Below are 18,985 nucleotides of genomic sequence, written 5' to 3' on the forward strand. Positions count from 1 at the left end.
TTCGGAGTATAAAATGCTGACAGCCGCCGTAATCGCCGCCCTGGCCATGGGGCAAGCCGCCCCCGTCGACCGGAACTGCCGGGATGACCGAGGCCGAGAGATCTGTTCGGCGGAACACGACGCCCAGGTCGAGGCCCTGCTCGGATTGGCGTCGATAGCCGAAGAATCTGAGCAGGGAGCCGAAGTCTATCGGGCGCGCTACATCGACGGATACGGGCGCGACATGCCGAGTGTAAGCTTCGAGCGTCGGCCGGGAGCGGACCCGGTCGTTGTGGTCTACGGGAGAGAGGGACGGCGTCTGTCAGGCCCGGTGTTATCCGAGGTCTGGGATCGCGTAAGGTCGGAAGCGCGCTTTGCTGATCGCGTGCTGGAGCCGTTCCCCACATCCGCGCCTTCGGACGGACGAGCCCCTCCACCGCAAATTTGCCTCCACGCCTGGGTCGTGTCGCTCGAGATGGCCAACAGCATGCCCGAAAGGCGGGAGGTCACGCCGATCCGGAGGCGGATCGAAAGCGCATGCGGCGGCGCGCTGGCTGTCCGATACGCGTTTCTGCTGGCGGAAGAGGCAGTCAAGTCCATCGCTCCGTGCGCGATTATCGATGCGCAGCGGCAGCGGAACCATGTGACCATACTGGAAACATGTCTGGGCCTGGAGGGGGACCGGTTCGCGGCCGCCAGTCTATGGAACAGCCGATCGACGGGAATGCCGCGATACGGATTGGATCATAAGGACCCAGGCGTCTGGCGAGCTTATCTCGGGACCAATGGTTCGCCTCGGCTCGACTGGGCCGGGCAGAAGGTCGAGACCGATCGAGGTCGCAATAATCTCGTGGCGGAATTCATCGCGAGCAAAGTCCGCGAGACGCCAAGCCTGAGGTTCACGCCTACCCACTTTCGAGGGCTGACGGCCAGGCGAGCGGAGCTCAACGGCACGGCGACATATGGCGATGGGGAGGCGAGATTGATCGCGGCATATCGCCAGACCTGGGTCTGGGATGTGAACCTGCACGAGTGGATGTTGGAAAACTGGACGGTCGAGTCCTTCCGTCCCATGGACTGACACATGCGCCGTCTCCTCGATTTCATCCTCAACATGGAAGGCGCCCGTTGGCGGGCGTTGCTGGCGACCGTCCTGCTGTTGGCGGGGGTGGTCGCGGTGTTCGCCTTTGGCAAGACCCAGCTGGCCCTGGGCGCCGAGGAGCGGCTGGAGGCTTGGCTGGCCGGGTTCAGCGTCGGGCCGTGGGGCCTGCTGGCGGCGGTGGCGGTGTTCGTGATCTCGGCCTTCCTGGGCGTGCCTCAGTTCCTGCTGATCGCGGCCTGTGTCGTGGCCTTCGGACCGTGGTGGGGGTTTCTGTACAGCTGGATCGCGACGGTGGTTTCGGCCGGCGTCACCTATTGGCTGGGGCGGGGGCCGACGGCGCGGACGCTGGAGCGGTTCGGGGGCAAGACGACCGAGCGGCTGAAGCGGTTCGTGGGGCGTAACGCCTTCTCCGCCAGTTTCATCATCCGCAATGTGCCGTCGGCGCCGTTCATCGTGGTCAATATGGCCTTCGGCGCGGCGCGGGCGAACTTCACCGGCTATCTGGCGGGTTGCGCCCTGGGCGTGCTGCCGAAGACGGCGCTGGTGGCCTTCTTCGGCGGATCGGTGATGGCGGCGGTGTCGGGCGACGGGGTCTGGACCTCGCTGATCCTGGCCGGCGTGGCCGTGGTCTGGCTGGGGCTGATGCTGGTCGTGCGGGAATGGGTGAAGCGGCGCGAGGCGGCCAGGGGCGACTGAATTTCCCGTGGTGAGCGAACGGCGTCGGAGCGGTCACCCCCTCGTGATCGTCGGGTGAGGGCAAGGCCGGATCGGGGCTTGTAATCGCCTCATCTTGCGGGCAAACGGGCCACGGCCAGTCAGGCGTGGACGATCAGGATGCGGTGCGTATGGGGATGCGCGCAGCGGGGCGTCGCCCGTCGGACCCAGGACTGAACGGACGCCCTTCGCAACGCGACTTACGGTAACGAACCCCCCATGAGCTTTTCCCTCTTCGGCGCCATTTCCAACGACATCGCGATGGATCTGGGGACCGCCAACACCCTGATCTACATGAAGGGCAAGGGCATCGTCCTGAACGAGCCCTCGGTGGTGGCGCTGAGAAACGTCGGCGGCCGCAAGATCGTCCATGCCGTGGGCATCGAGGCCAAGCAGATGCTGGGCCGCACGCCGGGCCACATGGAAGCCATCCGCCCGATGCGCGACGGGGTCATCGCCGACTTCGAAGTCGCCGAGGAGATGATCAAGCACTTCATCCGCAAGGTTCACAACCGCAAGGGCTTCGTGAACCCCAAGATCATCGTCTGCGTGCCGTCGGGCGCCACGGCGGTGGAGCGCCGCGCGATCAATGATTCCTGCCTGAACGCCTCGGCCCGGCGCGTCGGCCTGATCGATGAGCCGATGGCCGCCGCGATCGGCGCCGGCCTGCCGATCCACGAGCCGACCGGCTCGATGGTCGTCGACATCGGCGGCGGCACCACCGAGGTGGCCGTGCTGTCGCTGTCGGGCATCGTCTATTCGCGTTCGGTCCGCGTCGGCGGCGACAAGATGGACGAGGCGATCATCAGCTACATGCGCCGCAACCATAATCTGCTGATCGGCGAGACCACCGCCGAGCGCATCAAGAAGGACATCGGCACCGCCCGCATGCCGTCGGACGGCGAGGGCCTGGGCATCGAGGTCAAGGGCCGCGACCTGATGCAGGGCGTGCCGCGCGAGGTGCGGATCTCCGAGCGTCAGGCGGCGGAAGCCCTGGCCGAGCCCGTCAGCCAGATCGTCGACGCCGTGAAGGTGGCCCTGGAGGCGACCCCGCCGGAACTGGCCGCAGACATCGCCGACAAGGGCATCATGCTGACCGGCGGCGGCGCCCTGCTGCGCGGCCTGGATGCGGAAATCCGCGACCACACCGGCCTGCCGGTGTCGGTGGCCGATGATCCGCTGTCGTGCGTCGCCATCGGCTGCGGCCGGGTGCTGGAGCATCCGCGCTGGATGAAGGGCGTGCTCGACTCGGCGCTGTAAGCGGCGACGTCGACTCTCTCGAAGCTCGGCCGCAAATCCTTGTGACAGCGGCCGAATCGTCAGTTTCCTTATGGCCCGGATTTTGCGATAGCCTGCCGATCCGGCGGCCGTTGCGAGCCGTCTCCGTTCCTCATTCCTGGAAAGATCGCCGTGGCGTTTCGCGACGGACCGTTCGAGAACATCAAGGTGCCGCTGGTCTGGACGGCTGCGGTGGTCGCGGTCGTGGGCGTGGTGGCCGCCTTGCTGCTGATCTTCAGCGATCGGCGCGATCCGGGCGCGCCTGACGCCTATGCGCCTGTGCGATCGGGCTTCAACGCCGCGGCCGGGCCGGCGGCGGGAGTGCTGGCGGCGCCCGTGCGTTGGGCCGGCGCCCTGAGCGATGGGGTCAAGAGCTACTTCTTCGCCGTATCGGAGAACCGCCGTCTGCGCGCCGAGGTGGCCTCGCTGCAGCCTTGGCGCGACCAGGCGATCGCCCTGAAGAACGTCAACGCCCGCTATGAGATGATGCTGGGTCTTCGGACTGAGCCTGCGGTGGCGATGGTGACGGCCCGATCGGTTTCGGACTCTCGCGGCCCGTTCGTCAACGCCCGACTGATCGACGCCGGGACCTCCAGGGGGATCAAGGTCGGCAACCCCGCGATCAACGAGCATGGACTGGTCGGCCGCATCGCCGGGGTCAGCGGCGGGGTCAGCCGCATGCTGCTGGTCACCGACGTCGCCAGCCGCATTCCGGTGCTGATCGATCGCACCGACGCCCGCGCGGTGATGACCGGCGACGGCAGCGGCAATCCGCGGCTGGAGTACAATGTGCAAGGCCCCGGCGCGATTCAGGCCGGCGATCGGGTGCTGACGTCCGGCGACGGCGGGGGCCTGCCCCGCGGCGTGCCGATCGGCGTTGCGGCCAAGGGGATCGACGGCACCTGGCGGGTCAAACTGTTCAGCGATCGCGGCGCGATCGACTATGTGCGGGTGCTGCTGTTCGAGGATTTCGGCCAGTCGGTCGATCCCGACAGCCTGAACGCGCCGCCGCTGGCGGGCATGCCGGCGGCGCGAACGCCGGCCTCGCCCTCTGCGGCGCCCCCCGGTCCGGCGACGCCGGTCCCCAGTCGGACGGTCGTCCCGGCCGTGCGTGTGCCGGGATGAAGCGGCCGGTCGCCGTAAGGGTCGTCGGCCCGCTGCACTGGATCGTCATTCCCAGCCTGATCGTCCTCGCCGTCACCTTCCTGCTCGCCACGCCGTTCCAGTTGTTCGGCTTCCGCCTGCCGGAGCCCGCGGCCCCGATGGTCCTGGCCTTCGCATGGCCGCTGATCCGGCCGTCGATGATCGCACCGGTGGTCCTGTTCGGCCTGGGGCTGTTCCTGGACCTGCTGTGGGGCGGCATGCTGGGCGTCTGGGCCCTGTCGTTCCTGGCGGTCTATGTCCTGGTGCTCCTGTCGCGGAACCTGCTGGCGGGGCAGGAAGGGGTCATCCACATGGTCTGGTACGGGTGCTGCACCCTGATGGCCTTTATGATCGCGTTTCTGGTGGTGGCCTTTGACGCCCACAACGCGCCCAGCCTGTTCGGCCTGATCGGACAGATCGTGCCGACGCTGCTGCTGTGGCCGGCCGCAGCCTGGATGATCGAGCGGTTCGACGACGGCGACGTGCGGTTCCGATGAGCAGCGAACCGTCCATCTATTTCACCGACGCGAATGAGCGGCAGGGCTCGTTCCTGAGGCGCACCTTCGTCCTGGGCGGGGCGACGGCTCTCGGCGTGACGGCGCTGATGCTGCGGCTGGGCCAGCTTCAGGTCGTACAGGCGAACGAATACGCCACCCTGGCCACGAACAACCAGTTCAACTTCCGTCTGACGCCGCCGCCGCGCGGGCGGATCCTGGATCGCAACGGCGTGGTCATCGCCGGCAACCGGCCCAGCTTCCGCGTGCTGGTGGTGCGGGACGAGACAAAGGACCTGGACCAGACCCTCGACCTGCTGGGCCAGTTGCTGCCCGACACGCTGAACCGCCGCCGGGCCATCATCCGCGACGTCAACGCCGCCCGACCGTTCAGTCCGGTGCCGGTGAAGTCGGACCTGAACTGGGAGGAGTTTTCGCGCGTCAATCTGTACGCCAACGAGCTGCCGGGCGTGATGGCGGACATGAACCAGGCGCGGTTCTATCCCTATGGCGGCGCCTTCGCCCATGTCATCGGCTATGTGGCCAAGGTCGCGGACCGGGACATCAAGGCGATCCGCGACCGGGGCGAGGAGCCCCAGCCGATCCTCTACAATCCCGGCTATCGCATCGGGCGGTCAGGCATCGAGAGGTCGCTGGACAAGGACCTGCAGGGCGTCGCCGGCGGCACGCGGGTCGAGGTGGACGCGCGCGGTCGCGTCGTGGCCGAGGACGTCGGCGGCTCGCGGCCCGCCGTCAATGGCAAGGACGTGGTCCTGACGCTGGACGCCGATGTGCAGAACCGGGCGCTGGAGGTGTTCGACATCGAGAGCGGCTCGGCCGTCGTCATGGACATCCGCAACGGCGACATCCTCTGCATGGTCTCGGCGCCGTCGTTCGACCCCAACCTGTTCGTCGGCGGCGTGCCGACGCCGATCTATCGCGCCCTCGCCGACTATGAGCGCAAGCCCCTGCTCGACAAGGCCATCGGCGGCACCTTTCCGCCGGGGTCCACGTTCAAGCCGACCACAGCCCTGGCGCTGCTCCAGGCCGGGGTTGACCCGTCCATCACCGTCACCTGTCGCGGCAGTTGGCGGACCGGCAACCGCACACAGCGGTGCTGGGGCGTGCACGGCGTGCAGAACATGCACGATGCGATCAAGAACTCCTGCGACGTCTATTTCTACGCCCTGTGCAACCGGGCGGGTGTGGACGTCATCCGCGACACGGCGCGCGAGCTTGGGTTCGAGCAGGTGTTTGACATCGGCGTCGGCAATCAGAAGCGCGGCCTGCTGCCCAGCACCGAGTGGAAGCGCCGGACCTTCCCGCGCGATCCGGTCTGGCATCCGGGGGAGACGACGTCGGTCGCCATCGGCCAGGGCGCGGTGACGGTCAACTGTCTGCAACTGGCGGTCATGACGGCCCGGCTGGCCAATGGGCGCAAGGCCCTCAAACCACGGCTGATCAAGTCGATCGGCGGGGTCGAGCAGCCCAGCGGCGCGGCCGTGCCCGACCTGCCGTTCCCGCGTGACCACATCGAGCTGGTCCGTCAGGGCATGATCGCCGTGGCCAATGACCGGTCCGGCACCGCCTATCGCCAGAGCCAGCTGGGCCTGGGCGACATTCAGATGGCCGGCAAGACCGGGACGGCCCAGTCGCGGGACTATGGCTCCGGTCCCCGGAAGTCCGATATCTGGGCGCTGAAGGACCACAACCTGTTCGTCGCCTTCGCTCCGGTGGACGCGCCCCGCTATGCGGTCGCCGTCATCGTCGAACATGGCGGCAAGGGCGGCGCCACGGCCGGCGCCCCGCGCGCGCGCGAAATCATGCGAACGGCCCTGCTGAAGGATCCGGAGATGCTGGAGCGCATCCAGCGTCCGCCCCCGCCCGAACCGGTCGGCGACGCCACCGGGGACGACGCCGACTTCGGCGCCGCGCCGGAGCAGGCGCAGTCCACTCCGGCGGATCGCAGCGGCTCGACCGTGCCGACGCCGGAGCTGTTGCGGCCTGATGACGGAGGCCCGCAATGACCGCCTCGGCCCTGACCCGTCCCGGCGAGCGTGAACGCCTGTCGACCAAGATTTCCGAGATCGACTGGCGGTTGGTGACGCTGATCTGCGTCATCGCCGGCGTCGGCATCGCCATGCTCTATTCGATCGCCGGCGGCCAGTGGCGTCCCTGGGCATTGAATCAGCTGATCCGCTTTGTCGGGCTGGTGGGCGTCATGCTGTGCCTGGCCCTGGTCCATCCGCGCTGGTGGTTCCGCGCGGCCTACCCGGCGTATGCGGTGCTGCTGGTGCTGGTGCTGATGGTCGAGTTCACGCCTTTGGGCCACAAGGCCGGGGGCGCCGAGAACTGGCTGAACCTGGGCGTCATCCGCATTCAGCCGGCCGAGTTCGTCAAGCTGGGGCTCGTTCTGGCTCTGGCCCGCTGGTATCACACCCACAGCGCCGAAGAGGCGCGATGGTCGTGGAAGCTTCTGATTCCGGCCGCCATCGTCGGCGCGCCGTTTGTCCTGATCGCCAAACAGCCGGACCTGGGTTCGGCCATGATCGTCGGTTTGACGGGCGCGGTCATCATGTTCATGGCGGGCCTGAGCTGGCGCATCATCGCCGCCGCCGCCATCGCCGTGATGGCCATCGTGCCGCCCTTCGTCATGTTCGGCATGCACGACTATCAGCGCAATCGCGTGCTGACCTTCCTGAACCCCGAGAGCGACCCCTCCGGCACAGGCTACAACATCATCCAGTCCAAGATCGCGCTGGGCTCCGGCGGCCTGCTGGGCAAGGGCTACGGCCTGGGCAGTCAGAGCCAGCTGGAGTTCCTGCCGGAGAGGCAGACCGACTTCATCTTCTCCACCGTGGCCGAAGAGTTCGGCTTTGTCGGCTCGTGCTTCCTTCTGGCCTGCTATCTCGGGGTGATCCTGATCTCGCTGCGGATCGCCTCCCTGGCCCACAGCCATTTCGGCCGCGTCGGCGCGGCGGGAATGACCGCCTTCTTCGCCCTGTTCGTCATGATCAACGGGGCGATGGTGATGGGTCTGGCGCCCGTCGTGGGCGTGCCCATGCCCCTGCTGTCCTACGGCGGATCGTCGATGATGACCCTGATGATCGCCTTCGGTTTCATCCTGTCGATGCGCGTTCACCGCTACACCGAACTGCCGAAGGGGCAGGGGCTGTTCTAGGCTTCTGGGTCCCTGAACCGTTGACCGGTCCGGGGACCCGCCGTTCAGTCAAAGAGCGGCCGCCCAATCCGTCGCGCGGACCAGGCTGTCGATGATGCCCGGCTCTGACGAAGCGTGGCCGGCGTCGGGGATGACGTCCAGCTTCGCTTCGGGCCAGGCGCGATGCAGGTCCCAAGCGCTGGTCATGGGCGTCACCACGTCGAACCGCCCCTGGGCGATCCAGCCGGGGATGTGGCGGATGCGGCCGACGTTCTCGAGGATCCAGTTCTCGGACGGGAAGAAGCCGTCGTTGGTGAAATACCAGCACTCGATCCGGGCGAAGGCCAGGGCGAAGGCCGGATCGGCGAACTTCTCGGGTCGGGCCGATGGGCCCTCAACGCTGACGGTCTCACCTTCCCAGCTGGACCAGGCCACGGCGCACCGTTCCCGCTCGGCGCGATCCGGCCCGGTCAGGCGACGATAGTAGGCGCCCATCAGGTCGTTGCGTTCGGCTTCGGGTATGGGCGCCAGATACCGTTCCCAGGCGTCGGGATAGAGCTGCGACGCGCCCTCCTGATAGAACCAGCGGACTTCGGATTTCCGCAGCAGGAAGATGCCGCGCAGCAACAGCGCCGAAACCCGCTCCGGATGGGTGATGGCGTAGGCCAGCGACAGGGTCGATCCCCACGAACCGCCGAACACCGCCCATTTGTCGACGCCGCAACGCTCGCGCAGGCGTTCGATGTCCTCGATCAGGGTCCAGGTGGTGTTGTCCGACAGATCGGTGTCCGCCGCGTTCGGCGTCGACTGTCCGCAGCCACGCTGGTCGAACAGGATGACGCGCCAGCGAGACGGATCGAAATAGCGTCGCATGCCGGGATTGACGGCGCCGCCGGGACCGCCGTGCAGGACGACCACGGGCCGACCCTGCGGATTGCCGCATTCCTCGTAATAGATGCGGTTGCCATCGCCGGTCTCCATCCACCCGGACGCGAAGGGCTCGATCTCGGGATAGAGCTCACGGCGGGGCGTTTCGGGCGCGGTGAAGGCCATGCGGTCGAGGTCTCGAATCAAGGCTACAGGATCAGCGGACGCCCGCCTTGCCCCGGAATGCGGCAAGGGCGAGCAAAAGCCAAGCGCCGATCATCAGCACGCCGCCGATCGGGGCCACGGCGCCGAAGGCCGGCGTCGAGGTCCAGCCGATCAGGGCCAGAGCCAGGCAGAAGACCCAGCCGCCCAGCAACGCGAGCGCGCCCGCGATCTCGACCAGGCGGGACCGGCCGGGCCACGCGGCGCAGGCCAGGCCCAGCAGGGCGTGAACCATCAGATAATGGCCGCCGGTGTTGAGCAGGGTCTTCACCGCCGGCCCGGCCCCGTGGGCGGCGAAGGCGCCGATGAGGACGGCCAGGGCGCCGGACAGGGCGGCCACGACGGCCAGAGGGCGATGCAGGGTCATGGCGGGAAACTAGCGCACGATGCGGTCGCCGTCTGCTATCTGGCCGCATGACCTCCTCCCGCCGCATGGCGCTGCAGTATGTCCTGCTGTTCGGGGCCAACGGCGTGATCCTGCCGTTCGCCGGCCTGTGGTTCCATGCGCAAGGGTTGGACGGCGCGCGCATCGGAGTCCTGCTGTCCGCGCCCATGCTGGGGCGGCTGGTGACCGGCCCCCTCATCGCCGTGTGGGCGGACGGCTTCCGCCGACGTCGCACGGCTCTAGCTTTTCTGGCGGCGACAGCGGCCGCCGCCTATGGCCTCACCGGATGGGTCGAAGGCTTCGCCGCCTGGACCGCTCTGTGGTTCGTCGCCGCCACCTGTTCCGCCGCCCTGATCCCGCTCAGCGACGCCCTGACGGTCCGGCTGTCTCAGAAAGAAGGCTTCTCCTTCGCCTTCCCGCGAGGATGCGGCTCCGCGGCCTTCATCGGCGCGAATGTGGTCATGGGCGCGGTCCTGACCCGCACCGGGGTCGACGCGATCCTGATCTGGATCGTCCTGGCCAATCTGCTGATGGCCGCGTCGGCCCGGTACGTCCTTCCGCCGGAGCCGGTGTCGGACGGCCCGCCGACGCGCAAGCGCGATCGGTTCCGGGGCATGGGCCAACTGGCCCGCGACCCGGTGTTCATGGGCGCGATCCTGGCGGTGGGCTGCGTCCAGTCCAGCCACGCCCTCTACTACGGCTTTTCGGCCATCGTCTGGAAGGCGCAGGGAATCGGCGAAAACCTCATCGGCCTGCTGTGGGCCTTTTCGGTGGTCGTCGAGGTGGGTCTGATGTGGTGGGGCGAGCCTTGGCGACGCGCCAGGGGCGTCGGTCCCCTGACCCTTCTGGCGGTCGGCGCAGGGGCAGGGATCGTGCGCTGGGTCGCCCTGTCGTTCGCCCCACCGCTCTGGCTTCTTTGGCCGCTCCAGACGTTGCACGCCCTGACGTTCGCCGCGACCTTCCTGGCGGGGGTCGAGCTGGCGGCGCGACTGGCTCCGCCGGATCCGCGCACCGGCGATCGTCAGACGGCCGCCCAGACCCTGGGCTCCATCCTTTCGGCCGGGGTGCTGATGGGCCTGGCGACGCTGGCGGCCGGGCCGCTGTATGACGCGATCGGGGTCCGGGGCTATTGGGCTATGGCGGGGATGGCGGCTTGCGGCGCGATCGGCGCCTTCCTGCTTCGCCGGACCCGTGCGGCGGTCAGCCGGTCCGGCCGCGAGGCAGAGGCGACAGATTTCGCGCGATCGCAGCCGCCGCCGCCTTGACCCCCTTGGCCACAGCCGCGGGCCCGACGTCCATGGGCGCGCGCAACAGGGCGACGGCGCGGGTGTCGGTCTCCTCGCTCAGGCTGTTCAGGACGGAATAAAGCAGAAAGCTGCCGACATCCTCGTCCTCCTCCGAACTGGCGTCGACGGCCAGTCCCGCCTCGCGCATGGCCTGGACCATGTCGGCGACGGGGGCCGTGGTGCGGGCCGTGGCCGGGCCGGTCGGGATCAGACGCGCCGACCCGTCCTCGGTGCGGTTCTCGGCGCGCAGCTGGATGCGGAAACGCTCCGATCGACGTGTGCGGCCGACCAGCAGAATGGCGCGACAGTCGGCGGAGCGCAGGCGCTCGGCCAGGTCGGCCGCCAGGCTGCCGGGCGCATCGGCGGCTACCGGCACGGTGCGCGCGCCGTCCGGGCTCCAGGGCGTGCCCGAGAGATCTTCGGCCAGGTCCCAGCCGTCATCGGCCGCGTCATAGGCGCAGATGACGATCGACGGCCTGCGATCGGGTCGGGTCTCGGTAGAGGAGATCATGAACCCTGCGGTCGTGTGACGGTAATGTGACGAGCGCCGCATAGGTGTCGGCGCCGGAGCCCCTGCGTCAAGCCGAAATCGTCGTTCGAGGTCAGCCCATGTCTCCCACGGCGGCGTCGAGCAGCAGGAAAGCGCGGCCCGCATCGGTGGCGAGCGCCGCCAGGGCCGAGGCGCGATCGCGTCCCTGTTCCTCGATCATCCGGCCGTAAGCGCGGACATAGCGTTCGCAATCAGCGCGCAATTCCGTGTCGGACAGCACGCGGCGGGAGACGCTCCGGACAGCGGCCGGAGCCACGCGGCGCACGATCTGGCGTGCGCGCTCTCCGTCCCGGCCGGCGAGCGCCTCCGCCGCCTCCTCGACGCGGGAGCGCGGCAACAGGGCGTTGGGATCGACCCCCATCCGCCGTATGGCGGCGGTGATCCGATCGGCCATGGCCTCGGCGTCCGCGGCCGAGACGCCGTCTCGGGCAGGACGGGAGGACGGAGGCGGCGCCGCCGGAGCCTCGTCGACCAGATCGTTCCAGTCCATCGCGTCGCCGCGCCCAGGACGTGCGGGCGCGGGGCGGATGTCGAAGGTGTCCGTGGGCTCGAGGCGCAGGCGGCCCCGCAGCGGCGCGGGATCGGCGGGTTCGCCGCCGCGCCCCGGCCGGTCCTCGACGATGCTGAGCGGCGTCGCCTCGCGCCGACGGCCGGGAGACGCGTCTCCGGACACCACCCCCATCAGACGCACCGCCTCGGTCAACATGTCGTAGTTGCGCCGGACGCGCTCCTGGAACGCCAGGTCCAGCGCCTCGGTGTCCTCGGCCGCCTTGCGCGAGGCGGCCGCTAGGGCGGCCAGCCCCTGTTCGACCGTCGATTGCACTTCCTCGGCGCGGCTGCGCGCCTCTTCGGGCAGGCGCGAGGCGCGTTCGTCCATCTGGCTGACGGCGGTCTCGATTTCCGCCAAGGCCTTGGTCATGCGGTCCATGGTGCGTTCCAGGCGCTCCACGGCGGTCTCGCCGGCGGCGTCGACCAGCTCCGCCGTCTGGGAGACGATGCGGCGTGCGCTTTCGACCCGCGCCTCGGCGGCCTGGTCGGCCTTCTGGGCGGCGTCGAACAAGGCTTCGCCGAGGCGATCGGCGCGCAATTGGGCCTGGTTGGCCGCATCGACGGCCTGACCGCGCGCCTCCTCGGCGGTGGCCTGCATGACGGCCAGGGTGCGGCGGGTCTCCTCGACCAGGGTGTCGCGCGCTTCGGCGGCCAGGGCCTCGAACCGGTCCAGCGCCGTCTTGGTGGCGGCGTCGAAGCCGTCGGCCTCGCGCTGGGACATGTCGACCAGGGCGCGGAACTGGTCGGTGGCCGCCTCCACCAGGTCCTTCAGGCTTTCGACCGAACGGCCCGAGGTTTCATCCAGGGCGTTGGCCGCCGAACGGGTCGCGTCCAGTTGAGCGATCAACTGGGCCCGCTGGCTCTCGACCTGGGCGGAGAAGTCCTCCTGATCGGTGCGCAGGGCGTAGGCGGCGGTGACCAGGGCGGCGCGCTGCTGGCCCAGGCCTTCCTCGACCGACTGAATCTGTTCGGCGACGCCTGAGCCGGTGTTTTCGAGGCGCAGCGTCTGGCGGGCCAGGTCGTCGGCCGCCAGACGGGCGGCGTCCTGGGCCTCGCCGGCGGCGGCGGCCATGTCGGCGGCCCGGGCGGCGAGGGCGGCTTCGGCTTCGCGCAATTGGGTCTGGGCCAGGTCGGAAGCGTCCACGATCATGCGGGACTGCCGCTCGACCGCATCCAGCACATTGCCCGACTGGGTGTCGAGGTGCAGGCCCAGCGCCTGCATCTCGTCCCGTTCGACCGCCAGGCTCTCGGTCATCTTGCGGGCGGTGCGGACCGCGGTTTCGGCGGCCTCATTGAGGCGAGCCGTCTCCTCGGCCAGGGCCTGCCGCAGCAGCGTCATGTCGGTGCGGGCCCGCTCGGCCGCCAGGCTGGCCTGGTCGATGTCGGCGCGCAGCGTCTGCAGCACCTGGCCGGTCTCCTGAGCCGCGAGCGCCGTCGGAGCGACCAGGGCCTCGGCCAGACCGCGCGCCCGCCGGGTCTCGGCGGCCAGTCCTGCCCCCTGGCGCACGGCGCTGGCCAGGAGGAAGGCCAGTCCGACCGGCGCCAGCGCCAGCAGGACGTAGACGGCGATACGCAGCGGGTCGGGCGTTCCCCCCGCCGCGCCGATCTCATAGGCCGCCAGCGCCGCGACGCCGCCGACCCAGAGGGCCGAAGCCAGCCCGGCCAAGCCATAGGCGTGCCGCGCCGCGCCGATCAGTTCCGCCTTGCCCTTGATCGTCGGCAGGACCGCCGGCGCTGCGGCCTCGGCCGGGGCGTCCGGCACCGGCGCAGGTTGATACGGAGCCGGGGGCGCGTCGGCGCTTTCGGCGAAACTCGGCGTCACGACCGAAGCCGCCTGTTGAGCGACGGGAGCCGGTTCCATAGGCTCGGCGAACTCCAGCGCGGCGGCGCGCTGCTCAGCCAGGCGCTGCTCCTCCGCCAGTCGCCGCTTCTGACGTTCCGACATCGGTCGTTCCCGCGTCGGCGACACCTTGACGGTGGAGGGCTCGACCGACGCCGAAGGCTCGACCGGCGCCTCTGCGGGTTCCGCCTCGACCCCTGATGCGGCCCCGTCGGAAGCCGCCTCGTCGGCGTCAGCCATCGGCCCGGCGGCTTCCGGTTCAGGATCAGACAGGTTGAGGGGCGGCCGCTGGCGGGATTTCATCAGGCGTCGTCTCGATCACTGGGGCGCCCGGCCGCCACGAGGCGCTCAGGCGGCGAGACCCTAACGGTTCAGGGCGCATCCGCAAACCCGAAGGCGACGATACAGCCGGGGAAATATGACGCGGTCGAGACGCGCGATCAGCAGCTGGGCGCGGCTGCGGGCTCTGAGACCGTCACGGCGCTGGACGGGGGCGGCGGGCAGTCCACGACGCGGTGCACCTCGCGTTCGGCGCGCGGCGCCGAGGTGAAGTCCACGCCGAGCTGGTGCAGGGCCGCCGCAGCCAGCAGAGCGAGGAATCCGACAAGGAGATCGAACAGCGCCTGCATGACAACCCTCCCTGTCCCCGGACCGAATAGATCGGCATTATGCGCGCAAGCGCGGCCGTTTTCAATCGGCCTCGGCGCCGGCCTTATGGCCGGCGGACCGCATCGAGAGTGAATCGGCCCATGCACGATCGTCATCTTCCGACGTCAGAACGGAACCCATGTCGCTGAGCGCGGAATCGCCCCTGCTGGACGCCTATGACGGCAGTCTGCTGACGGCGGACGACACCGTCTGGCGCACGGCCACGGCGGATCGGCTGGCGGTGCTGATGGAGAACGAGGCCTATTTCGAGGCCCTGTCCTCGGCGCTCGACAAGGCGCAGCGGTCGATCGTGGTGCTGGGCTGGCAGTTCGACCCCCGCACGCGGCTGGATCCCGAATCTGCGATGGGCGAGCGCCACAACGAGATCGGACACAAGTTGCGGATGCTGGTCCGGAGCCGGCCCGAGCTGGACGTGCGGCTGCTGATCTGGAAGTCGCCCCTGCTGATCGCAGCGTCCCAGGGCTTTTATCCGCACAAGGCGCAACGCTGGTTCCGCAAGCGGATGGTCGAGTTCCGCATGGATCAACCGGGCATGATCGGCGCCTGCCACCATCAGAAGGTGGTGGTGATCGACGACGCCGTGGCCTTCTGCGGCGGGGGCGACGTCGCCACGGATCGCTGGGACTCCGAGCACCACTATGACGACGATCCGCGTCGGTGCATGCCCTCGGGAGTCATCGCCCCGCCGCGACACGAAACCATGGCGGTGGTGTCCGGTCCGGCGGCGCGCGCTCTGGGAGACCTGGCGCGGGAGCGTTGGTTTCGCGCCACCTGGGAACGGACGTTGCCGGACGACGCCGCGCACGATCCCTGGCCGGACGGCGTCGAGGTGCAGATGCGCGACGTTCCTGTCGGCATCGCCCGCACGGAGCCTCACACAAGAGCGCGGGCCGAGGTGCGCGAGAACGAACGGCTCCATCTCGAAGCCATCCGCCGCGCCAGGCGTCTGATCTATATGGAGAACCAGTATTTCACCAACCCGACCATAGCCGCCTGCCTGGCCCAGAGGCTGAGGGAGCCGGACGGTCCGGAGGTGGTGCTGGTCTCGACAGCGGCCAGCCCAAGCTGGTTCGACAAGATGACGATGGACACGGCGCGGTCGGAGGTCCTGTATCGGCTCGAAAGCGCCGACGAACACAACCGCTTCTTCGCCTTCGCCCCGCGCACGCCGCAGGGCGGACGGATCATCGTCCACGCCAAGGTGACGGTGATCGACGACAAGCTTCTGCGCATCGGCTCGACGAATCTGAACAACCGGTCGATGGGGCTGGACACCGAATGCGACGTGGCGATCGAGCCCGAGTATGACGCCGGACGCCGCGCGATCCGCGACTTCCGGCACCACAGTCTGGGACATTTCATCGGGGTGGACGGCGCGGCCTTCGCCCAGGCCGAGGGCCTGATGAGGTCGGTCGGAAAGGCCATCGAGACGTTCGACACCGGTCGAATGGAAGCTCTCGGCGCGATCCCGCCCTCGTCGATCGAGCGGTTCATCGCCGAATGGCAACTGGGCGATCCGTCCTCGGCCGACAACGCCTGGCGGCCCTGGAAGCGACGCAACCCCTCGCAACGTCAGGCCGGCGGCGAGTTCAGCCAGCTCAGAGGGCGCGACTGACGCGACGACCTCTGGTCCGATCAGGCCGCGGCGTCCTGCTCGATCTCGAAGTCCACGATCAGGGGCAGGTGATCGGACGCTACACGGGCCAGCGGCGACGCCGGAACCTTGGCGCCGGTCACACGGATCTGCGGGCTGACGAAAACGTGGTCGATCCGGATGGCGGGGAAGGACGACGGAAAGGTCTTGAGGCTGGGTTTCAGACCCAGACGCCGCTGGGCGTCGTCCAGCTTCCGCACCAGGGTCTGGTAGGGTCGTGTGATGGAGGTGGCGTTGAAGTCGCCACACAGGATGGTGGGCCCGGCGCCCTGTGGGCCGCCCAGCCAGTCCCGGCTGATCAGGGCCGCCGCCTGAAGTCTCTGTTCGCGCGGCACCAGGCCCAGATGGGTGTTGACGACGTTCAGCCGGGCGCCTCCGATCTCGATCGCCGCCCATACCGCCCCGCGCGGCTCCAGCCCCGGGATGCCCCTTACCGTCGGCAGCGGCCCCTTCTTCACCAGCGTCTCGGGCCAGGGGGTCAGCAGGGCGTCGCCGTACTGTTCGCTCTCCACCGCGATGGCCGGATTGAAGTGGAAGGCCATGGCCAGCCTTTCGGCCAGTTCGGCGCACTGGTCTACATGGCCGGTGCGGGCGCGACGCACGTCGAGCTCCTGCAGGCAGACGATGTCGGGTTCGTGCTCGGCGATGACGGCCGCGATGCGGGCGACATCCAGCCGCTTGTCGACGCCGAGGCAGCGATGGACGTTGTAGGTCAGGAGACGGGGCATGAGGCGCCCGGCTCTGCACCCGGATTGCGACAAGCGAAAGACGCTTGGACGGCGCTCACATCTCCACCAGACGATTGGGCAGTTCGTCGGCGTCGCGGGGACGGGGAGGGAAGTGCGCGGCCAGCACCGCGCCGACCTGGCCGATGGCCGCCTCGAATCCTTCGGCCGGTGCGCCTCGCCTCAGGGCGTGGGTCAGGCGACCGACCGCCTCGGCCCAGACGTCTTCCTCGACCCGGCCGTGAATGCCCTCGTCAGCCACCACCTCGACCTGCCGATCGTCCAGCGCGGCGAAGATCAGGACCCCGGTCCTCGCCTGGGTCAGGTGCAGGCCGTGCGACAGGAATTGCGACATCGCCGCCCGGCGAACCCGCGCGCGACGCAGCGCCGGCGGCGTCAGCAAGCGTTTGACCGCCGGGATCGACGCCAGGGCGAAGGCGCCGCCGAAGATCAGGGCCTGCAGCATGGCGTAGGCGGCCAGGGCCTGTCCGACGACCTGGTCCCGGGCGGCGAGCTGGCCCGCCTCCCAGCTGTCGGCGACGCCCGGCAGCCAGGCCGCGTCGAAGCCGAGCGGGATCAGGGTCAGCGGCGCCAGCAGGGCCGCTCCCGCCGCCCAGCCCAGGGCCACATCATGATACGAGGACACCCGACGCGCCAGGACGCAGAAGATCTCTCCCGAGGTCTCGCGCTCGGCCAGAAGGATGGCGTGCGACACCCGCGCGCTGTCTTCGGCGGTCAGGACCGTCTTCACCATCCGCCGGACGCGCCCCCGCCGCCGAAACTCCCGCCGCCGCCCCGGAATCCCCCGCCGCCTCCGCCGAAACCGCCCCCGCCGAAACCACCGCTTCCGAAACCGCCGCTCCGCCGGCCGCCGTCCTTCATCGCCTCGGCCGCCGCCCAGACGAGGATCGATCCCCAATCGGTCGAACGACGTCGGCGTCGTCCGCCCCCGCGCAAGGCCGACAGCAGGATGGCGACGATGAACAGCAGCACGAGACCCACCAGGATCGCCGGTCCCACCGGGAATCCGGCCCGGGCCGGCGCCAGCTGGGCGGACCGCGCGGCGGCCTCGGCCGGATCCATCTCCAGCTGGGCGATGATGGCGTCCACTCCGGCGGCGATGCCGCGCTCATAGCCGGCGACCCGGAACGCGGGCAGGATTTCAGTCTGGATGATGTGGTTCGACATGACGTCGGTCAGGACCGGCTCCAGGCCATAACCGACCTCGATCCGAACCTTGCGTTCGTTCGGCGCCACGATCAGCAGGGCGCCGTTGTCCTTGTCCGCCTGCCCCAGCCCCCAGGCCCGGCCCAGCTGGTAGCCATAGTCCTCGATCTCGCGGTCCTGCAGCGATGTCAGGGTGACGACGACCAGTTGATCGGTTGTCCGCGCCTCAAGCCCCGCAAGCTTGGCGTCGAGGGCCGTCTCCGCCTCGGCGGAGAGCAGATGGGCTTCATCGACGATCCGCCCGGTCAGGGCCGGAAAATCAGGCTTGGACTGCGCCTGGGCGAACGAGCACAGCAGCAGAACGCCGAGCGCCAAAAGCAGGCCGACGATCCCGCCGACCCCGGCTGTCCGCCTCCAGGACGTGGAAATCATCAACGACCCGGCGCAGCGCCCGGCGTCACCTGGGGCTGGCCGCCGCCCGGTGCGGCCCCGGCCGGCGCTCCGGCCGGCCCGAAGTTGAAGTTCACCGTCGGCGCGGACTGGGCCTCGGCCGAGGCGGTGAACAGCTGCATCTCCTTGTTCCCCGACTGGAATGTCTTGGCCCAGATGATCGAGGGGAAGGTGGCCAGCGTCGTGTTGTAGTCGCGCACGGCTTCGTTGTAGTCGCGCCGCGCGATGGTGATGCGGTTCTCCGTCCCCTCCAGTTGCGACTGCAGGTTCAGAAAGTTCTGGTTCGACTGGATCTGCGGATAGGCCTCAACCGTGGCGAGCAGGCGCGACAGGGCGCCGGTCAGCTGGCCCTGGGCCGCCTGATAGGCCTGGAAGGCGGAGGGGTCGCTGAGGGTCTCCGGGCTGATCTGCACCGACGTCGCCCTGGCGCGCGCCTCGACCACCTCGGTCAGGATGGTTCTTTCGCTGGTCGCGGCGCCCTGGACCGTGGCGACCAGGTTGGGGATCAGATCGGCGCGGCGCTGATACTGGCTCTGGACGTCGGCCCAGGCGGCCTCGGCGCGCTCGCGCTTGGTCGGAATGGTGTTGTAGCCGCATCCGGCGACGGCCGGGGCCAGCACGACCACGGCGGCGACGGCGGCCAGGCGGGAAGGGGCGAGAGCCATGGGCGACTTCCTCCGGCCTTCCCGAGCGGAAGGCGAGTCGGACTATCGGACCGCGTCGGCGCCTCGGCAAGCCATGGAGGAAGGAA

The 18,985-nt window shown here is 69.2% G+C and carries 18 protein-coding genes; 9 read left to right on the plus strand and 9 right to left on the minus strand.

The genetic code is table 11. From position 1 onward, the window contains the following. Positions 1-13: 13 nt before the first annotated feature. The 7 genes from ACO2Q1_RS03225 (at position 14) to rodA (ending at position 7,891) form a co-directional block, all read left to right on the plus strand. Positions 14-1,060: a hypothetical protein gene (locus ACO2Q1_RS03225; protein ID WP_423328101.1), complete on the plus strand. Its 1,047-nt coding sequence runs from the start codon at positions 14-16 to the stop codon at positions 1,058-1,060. A gap of 3 nt (positions 1,061-1,063) precedes the next feature. Next, on the plus strand, positions 1,064-1,777 hold the full coding sequence (locus ACO2Q1_RS03230) for a TVP38/TMEM64 family protein (RefSeq protein WP_423328102.1): 714 nt from the start codon (positions 1,064-1,066) through the stop codon (positions 1,775-1,777). 237 nt (positions 1,778-2,014) lie between these two features. Beyond that, complete coding sequence (locus ACO2Q1_RS03235) at positions 2,015-3,055, plus strand: rod shape-determining protein (protein ID WP_423328103.1); 1,041 nt, start codon at positions 2,015-2,017, stop codon at positions 3,053-3,055. 150 nt (positions 3,056-3,205) lie between these two features. Continuing rightward, positions 3,206-4,198, plus strand: coding sequence for a rod shape-determining protein MreC (mreC, locus tag ACO2Q1_RS03240; RefSeq protein ID WP_423328104.1), 993 nt, complete (start codon positions 3,206-3,208; stop codon positions 4,196-4,198). Continuing rightward, a complete protein-coding gene (locus tag ACO2Q1_RS03245; protein WP_423328105.1) occupies positions 4,195-4,713 on the plus strand; it encodes a hypothetical protein in 519 nt (172 codons plus the stop codon). Before mreC ends, ACO2Q1_RS03245 begins: the two co-directional genes overlap by 4 nt. Next, entirely contained in the window at positions 4,710-6,737 is a 2,028-nt protein-coding gene (gene mrdA, locus ACO2Q1_RS03250; protein WP_423328106.1) for a penicillin-binding protein 2, read from the plus strand. The genes ACO2Q1_RS03245 and mrdA overlap by 4 nt, the downstream gene beginning before the upstream one ends. Continuing rightward, positions 6,734-7,891, plus strand: a complete 1,158-nt coding sequence (gene rodA / locus ACO2Q1_RS03255; protein ID WP_423328107.1) for a rod shape-determining protein RodA — start codon at positions 6,734-6,736, stop codon at positions 7,889-7,891. The genes mrdA and rodA overlap by 4 nt, the downstream gene beginning before the upstream one ends. A 48-nt stretch (positions 7,892-7,939) precedes the next feature. Here the strand turns inward: rodA and pip are convergent, their stop codons facing one another. Both pip and ACO2Q1_RS03265 read right to left on the minus strand, forming a co-directional pair. Beyond that, entirely contained in the window at positions 7,940-8,923 is a 984-nt protein-coding gene (gene pip, locus ACO2Q1_RS03260; RefSeq protein WP_423328243.1) for a prolyl aminopeptidase, read from the minus strand. Positions 8,924-8,954: 31 nt separating this feature from the next. Then, positions 8,955-9,326 carry a DUF423 domain-containing protein gene (locus ACO2Q1_RS03265; protein ID WP_423328108.1) on the minus strand — a complete coding sequence of 124 codons (372 nt, stop codon included), beginning with the start codon at positions 9,324-9,326 and terminating at the stop codon, positions 8,955-8,957. A 47-nt stretch (positions 9,327-9,373) separates the two neighbouring features. Here ACO2Q1_RS03265 and ACO2Q1_RS03270 point away from each other — a divergent pair, with 47 nt between their 5' ends. Continuing rightward, the gene (locus tag ACO2Q1_RS03270) at positions 9,374-10,609 is read left to right on the plus strand and encodes an MFS transporter (protein ID WP_423328109.1); all 1,236 of its coding nucleotides are present in this window, start codon (positions 9,374-9,376) and stop codon (positions 10,607-10,609) included. Here the strand turns inward: ACO2Q1_RS03270 and ACO2Q1_RS03275 are convergent. The 3 genes from ACO2Q1_RS03275 to ACO2Q1_RS03285 form a co-directional block, all read right to left on the minus strand. Next, entirely contained in the window at positions 10,545-11,141 is a 597-nt protein-coding gene (locus tag ACO2Q1_RS03275; protein WP_423328110.1) for a hypothetical protein, read from the minus strand. The genes ACO2Q1_RS03270 and ACO2Q1_RS03275 overlap by 65 nt on opposite strands. Before the next feature lie 91 nt (positions 11,142-11,232). Then, positions 11,233-13,872 carry a tipN gene (locus ACO2Q1_RS03280; protein WP_423328111.1) on the minus strand — a complete coding sequence of 880 codons (2,640 nt, stop codon included), beginning with the start codon at positions 13,870-13,872 and terminating at the stop codon, positions 11,233-11,235. Between the two features lie 137 nt (positions 13,873-14,009). Next, entirely contained in the window at positions 14,010-14,198 is a 189-nt protein-coding gene (locus tag ACO2Q1_RS03285) for a hypothetical protein (protein ID WP_423328112.1), read from the minus strand. A 158-nt stretch (positions 14,199-14,356) separates the two neighbouring features. On the opposite strand from ACO2Q1_RS03285, the gene ACO2Q1_RS03290 reads away from it, so the two are divergent. Further along, complete coding sequence (locus ACO2Q1_RS03290) at positions 14,357-15,853, plus strand: phospholipase D-like domain-containing protein (protein WP_423328113.1); 1,497 nt, start codon at positions 14,357-14,359, stop codon at positions 15,851-15,853. Between the two features lie 20 nt (positions 15,854-15,873). Here the strand turns inward: ACO2Q1_RS03290 and ACO2Q1_RS03295 are convergent, their stop codons facing one another. The 4 genes from ACO2Q1_RS03295 to ACO2Q1_RS03310 are packed head-to-tail and all read right to left on the minus strand — an operon-like array spanning position 15,874 to position 18,899. After that, positions 15,874-16,620, minus strand: coding sequence for an endonuclease/exonuclease/phosphatase family protein (locus ACO2Q1_RS03295; protein ID WP_423328114.1), 747 nt, complete (start codon positions 16,618-16,620; stop codon positions 15,874-15,876). Between the two features lie 55 nt (positions 16,621-16,675). Continuing rightward, entirely contained in the window at positions 16,676-17,371 is a 696-nt protein-coding gene (locus tag ACO2Q1_RS03300) for a TPM domain-containing protein (RefSeq protein WP_423328115.1), read from the minus strand. Further along, entirely contained in the window at positions 17,365-18,216 is an 852-nt protein-coding gene (locus ACO2Q1_RS03305; protein ID WP_423328116.1) for a TPM domain-containing protein, read from the minus strand. Before ACO2Q1_RS03305 ends, ACO2Q1_RS03300 begins: the two co-directional genes overlap by 7 nt. Beyond that, entirely contained in the window at positions 18,216-18,899 is a 684-nt protein-coding gene (locus tag ACO2Q1_RS03310; protein WP_423328117.1) for a LemA family protein, read from the minus strand. The genes ACO2Q1_RS03305 and ACO2Q1_RS03310 overlap by 1 nt, the downstream gene beginning before the upstream one ends. Positions 18,900-18,985 lie beyond the last annotated feature (86 nt).

The sequence above is a fragment of the Brevundimonas sp. VNH65 genome (genome assembly GCF_049445955.1).
Classification (GTDB): Bacteria; Pseudomonadota; Alphaproteobacteria; order Caulobacterales; family Caulobacteraceae; genus Brevundimonas.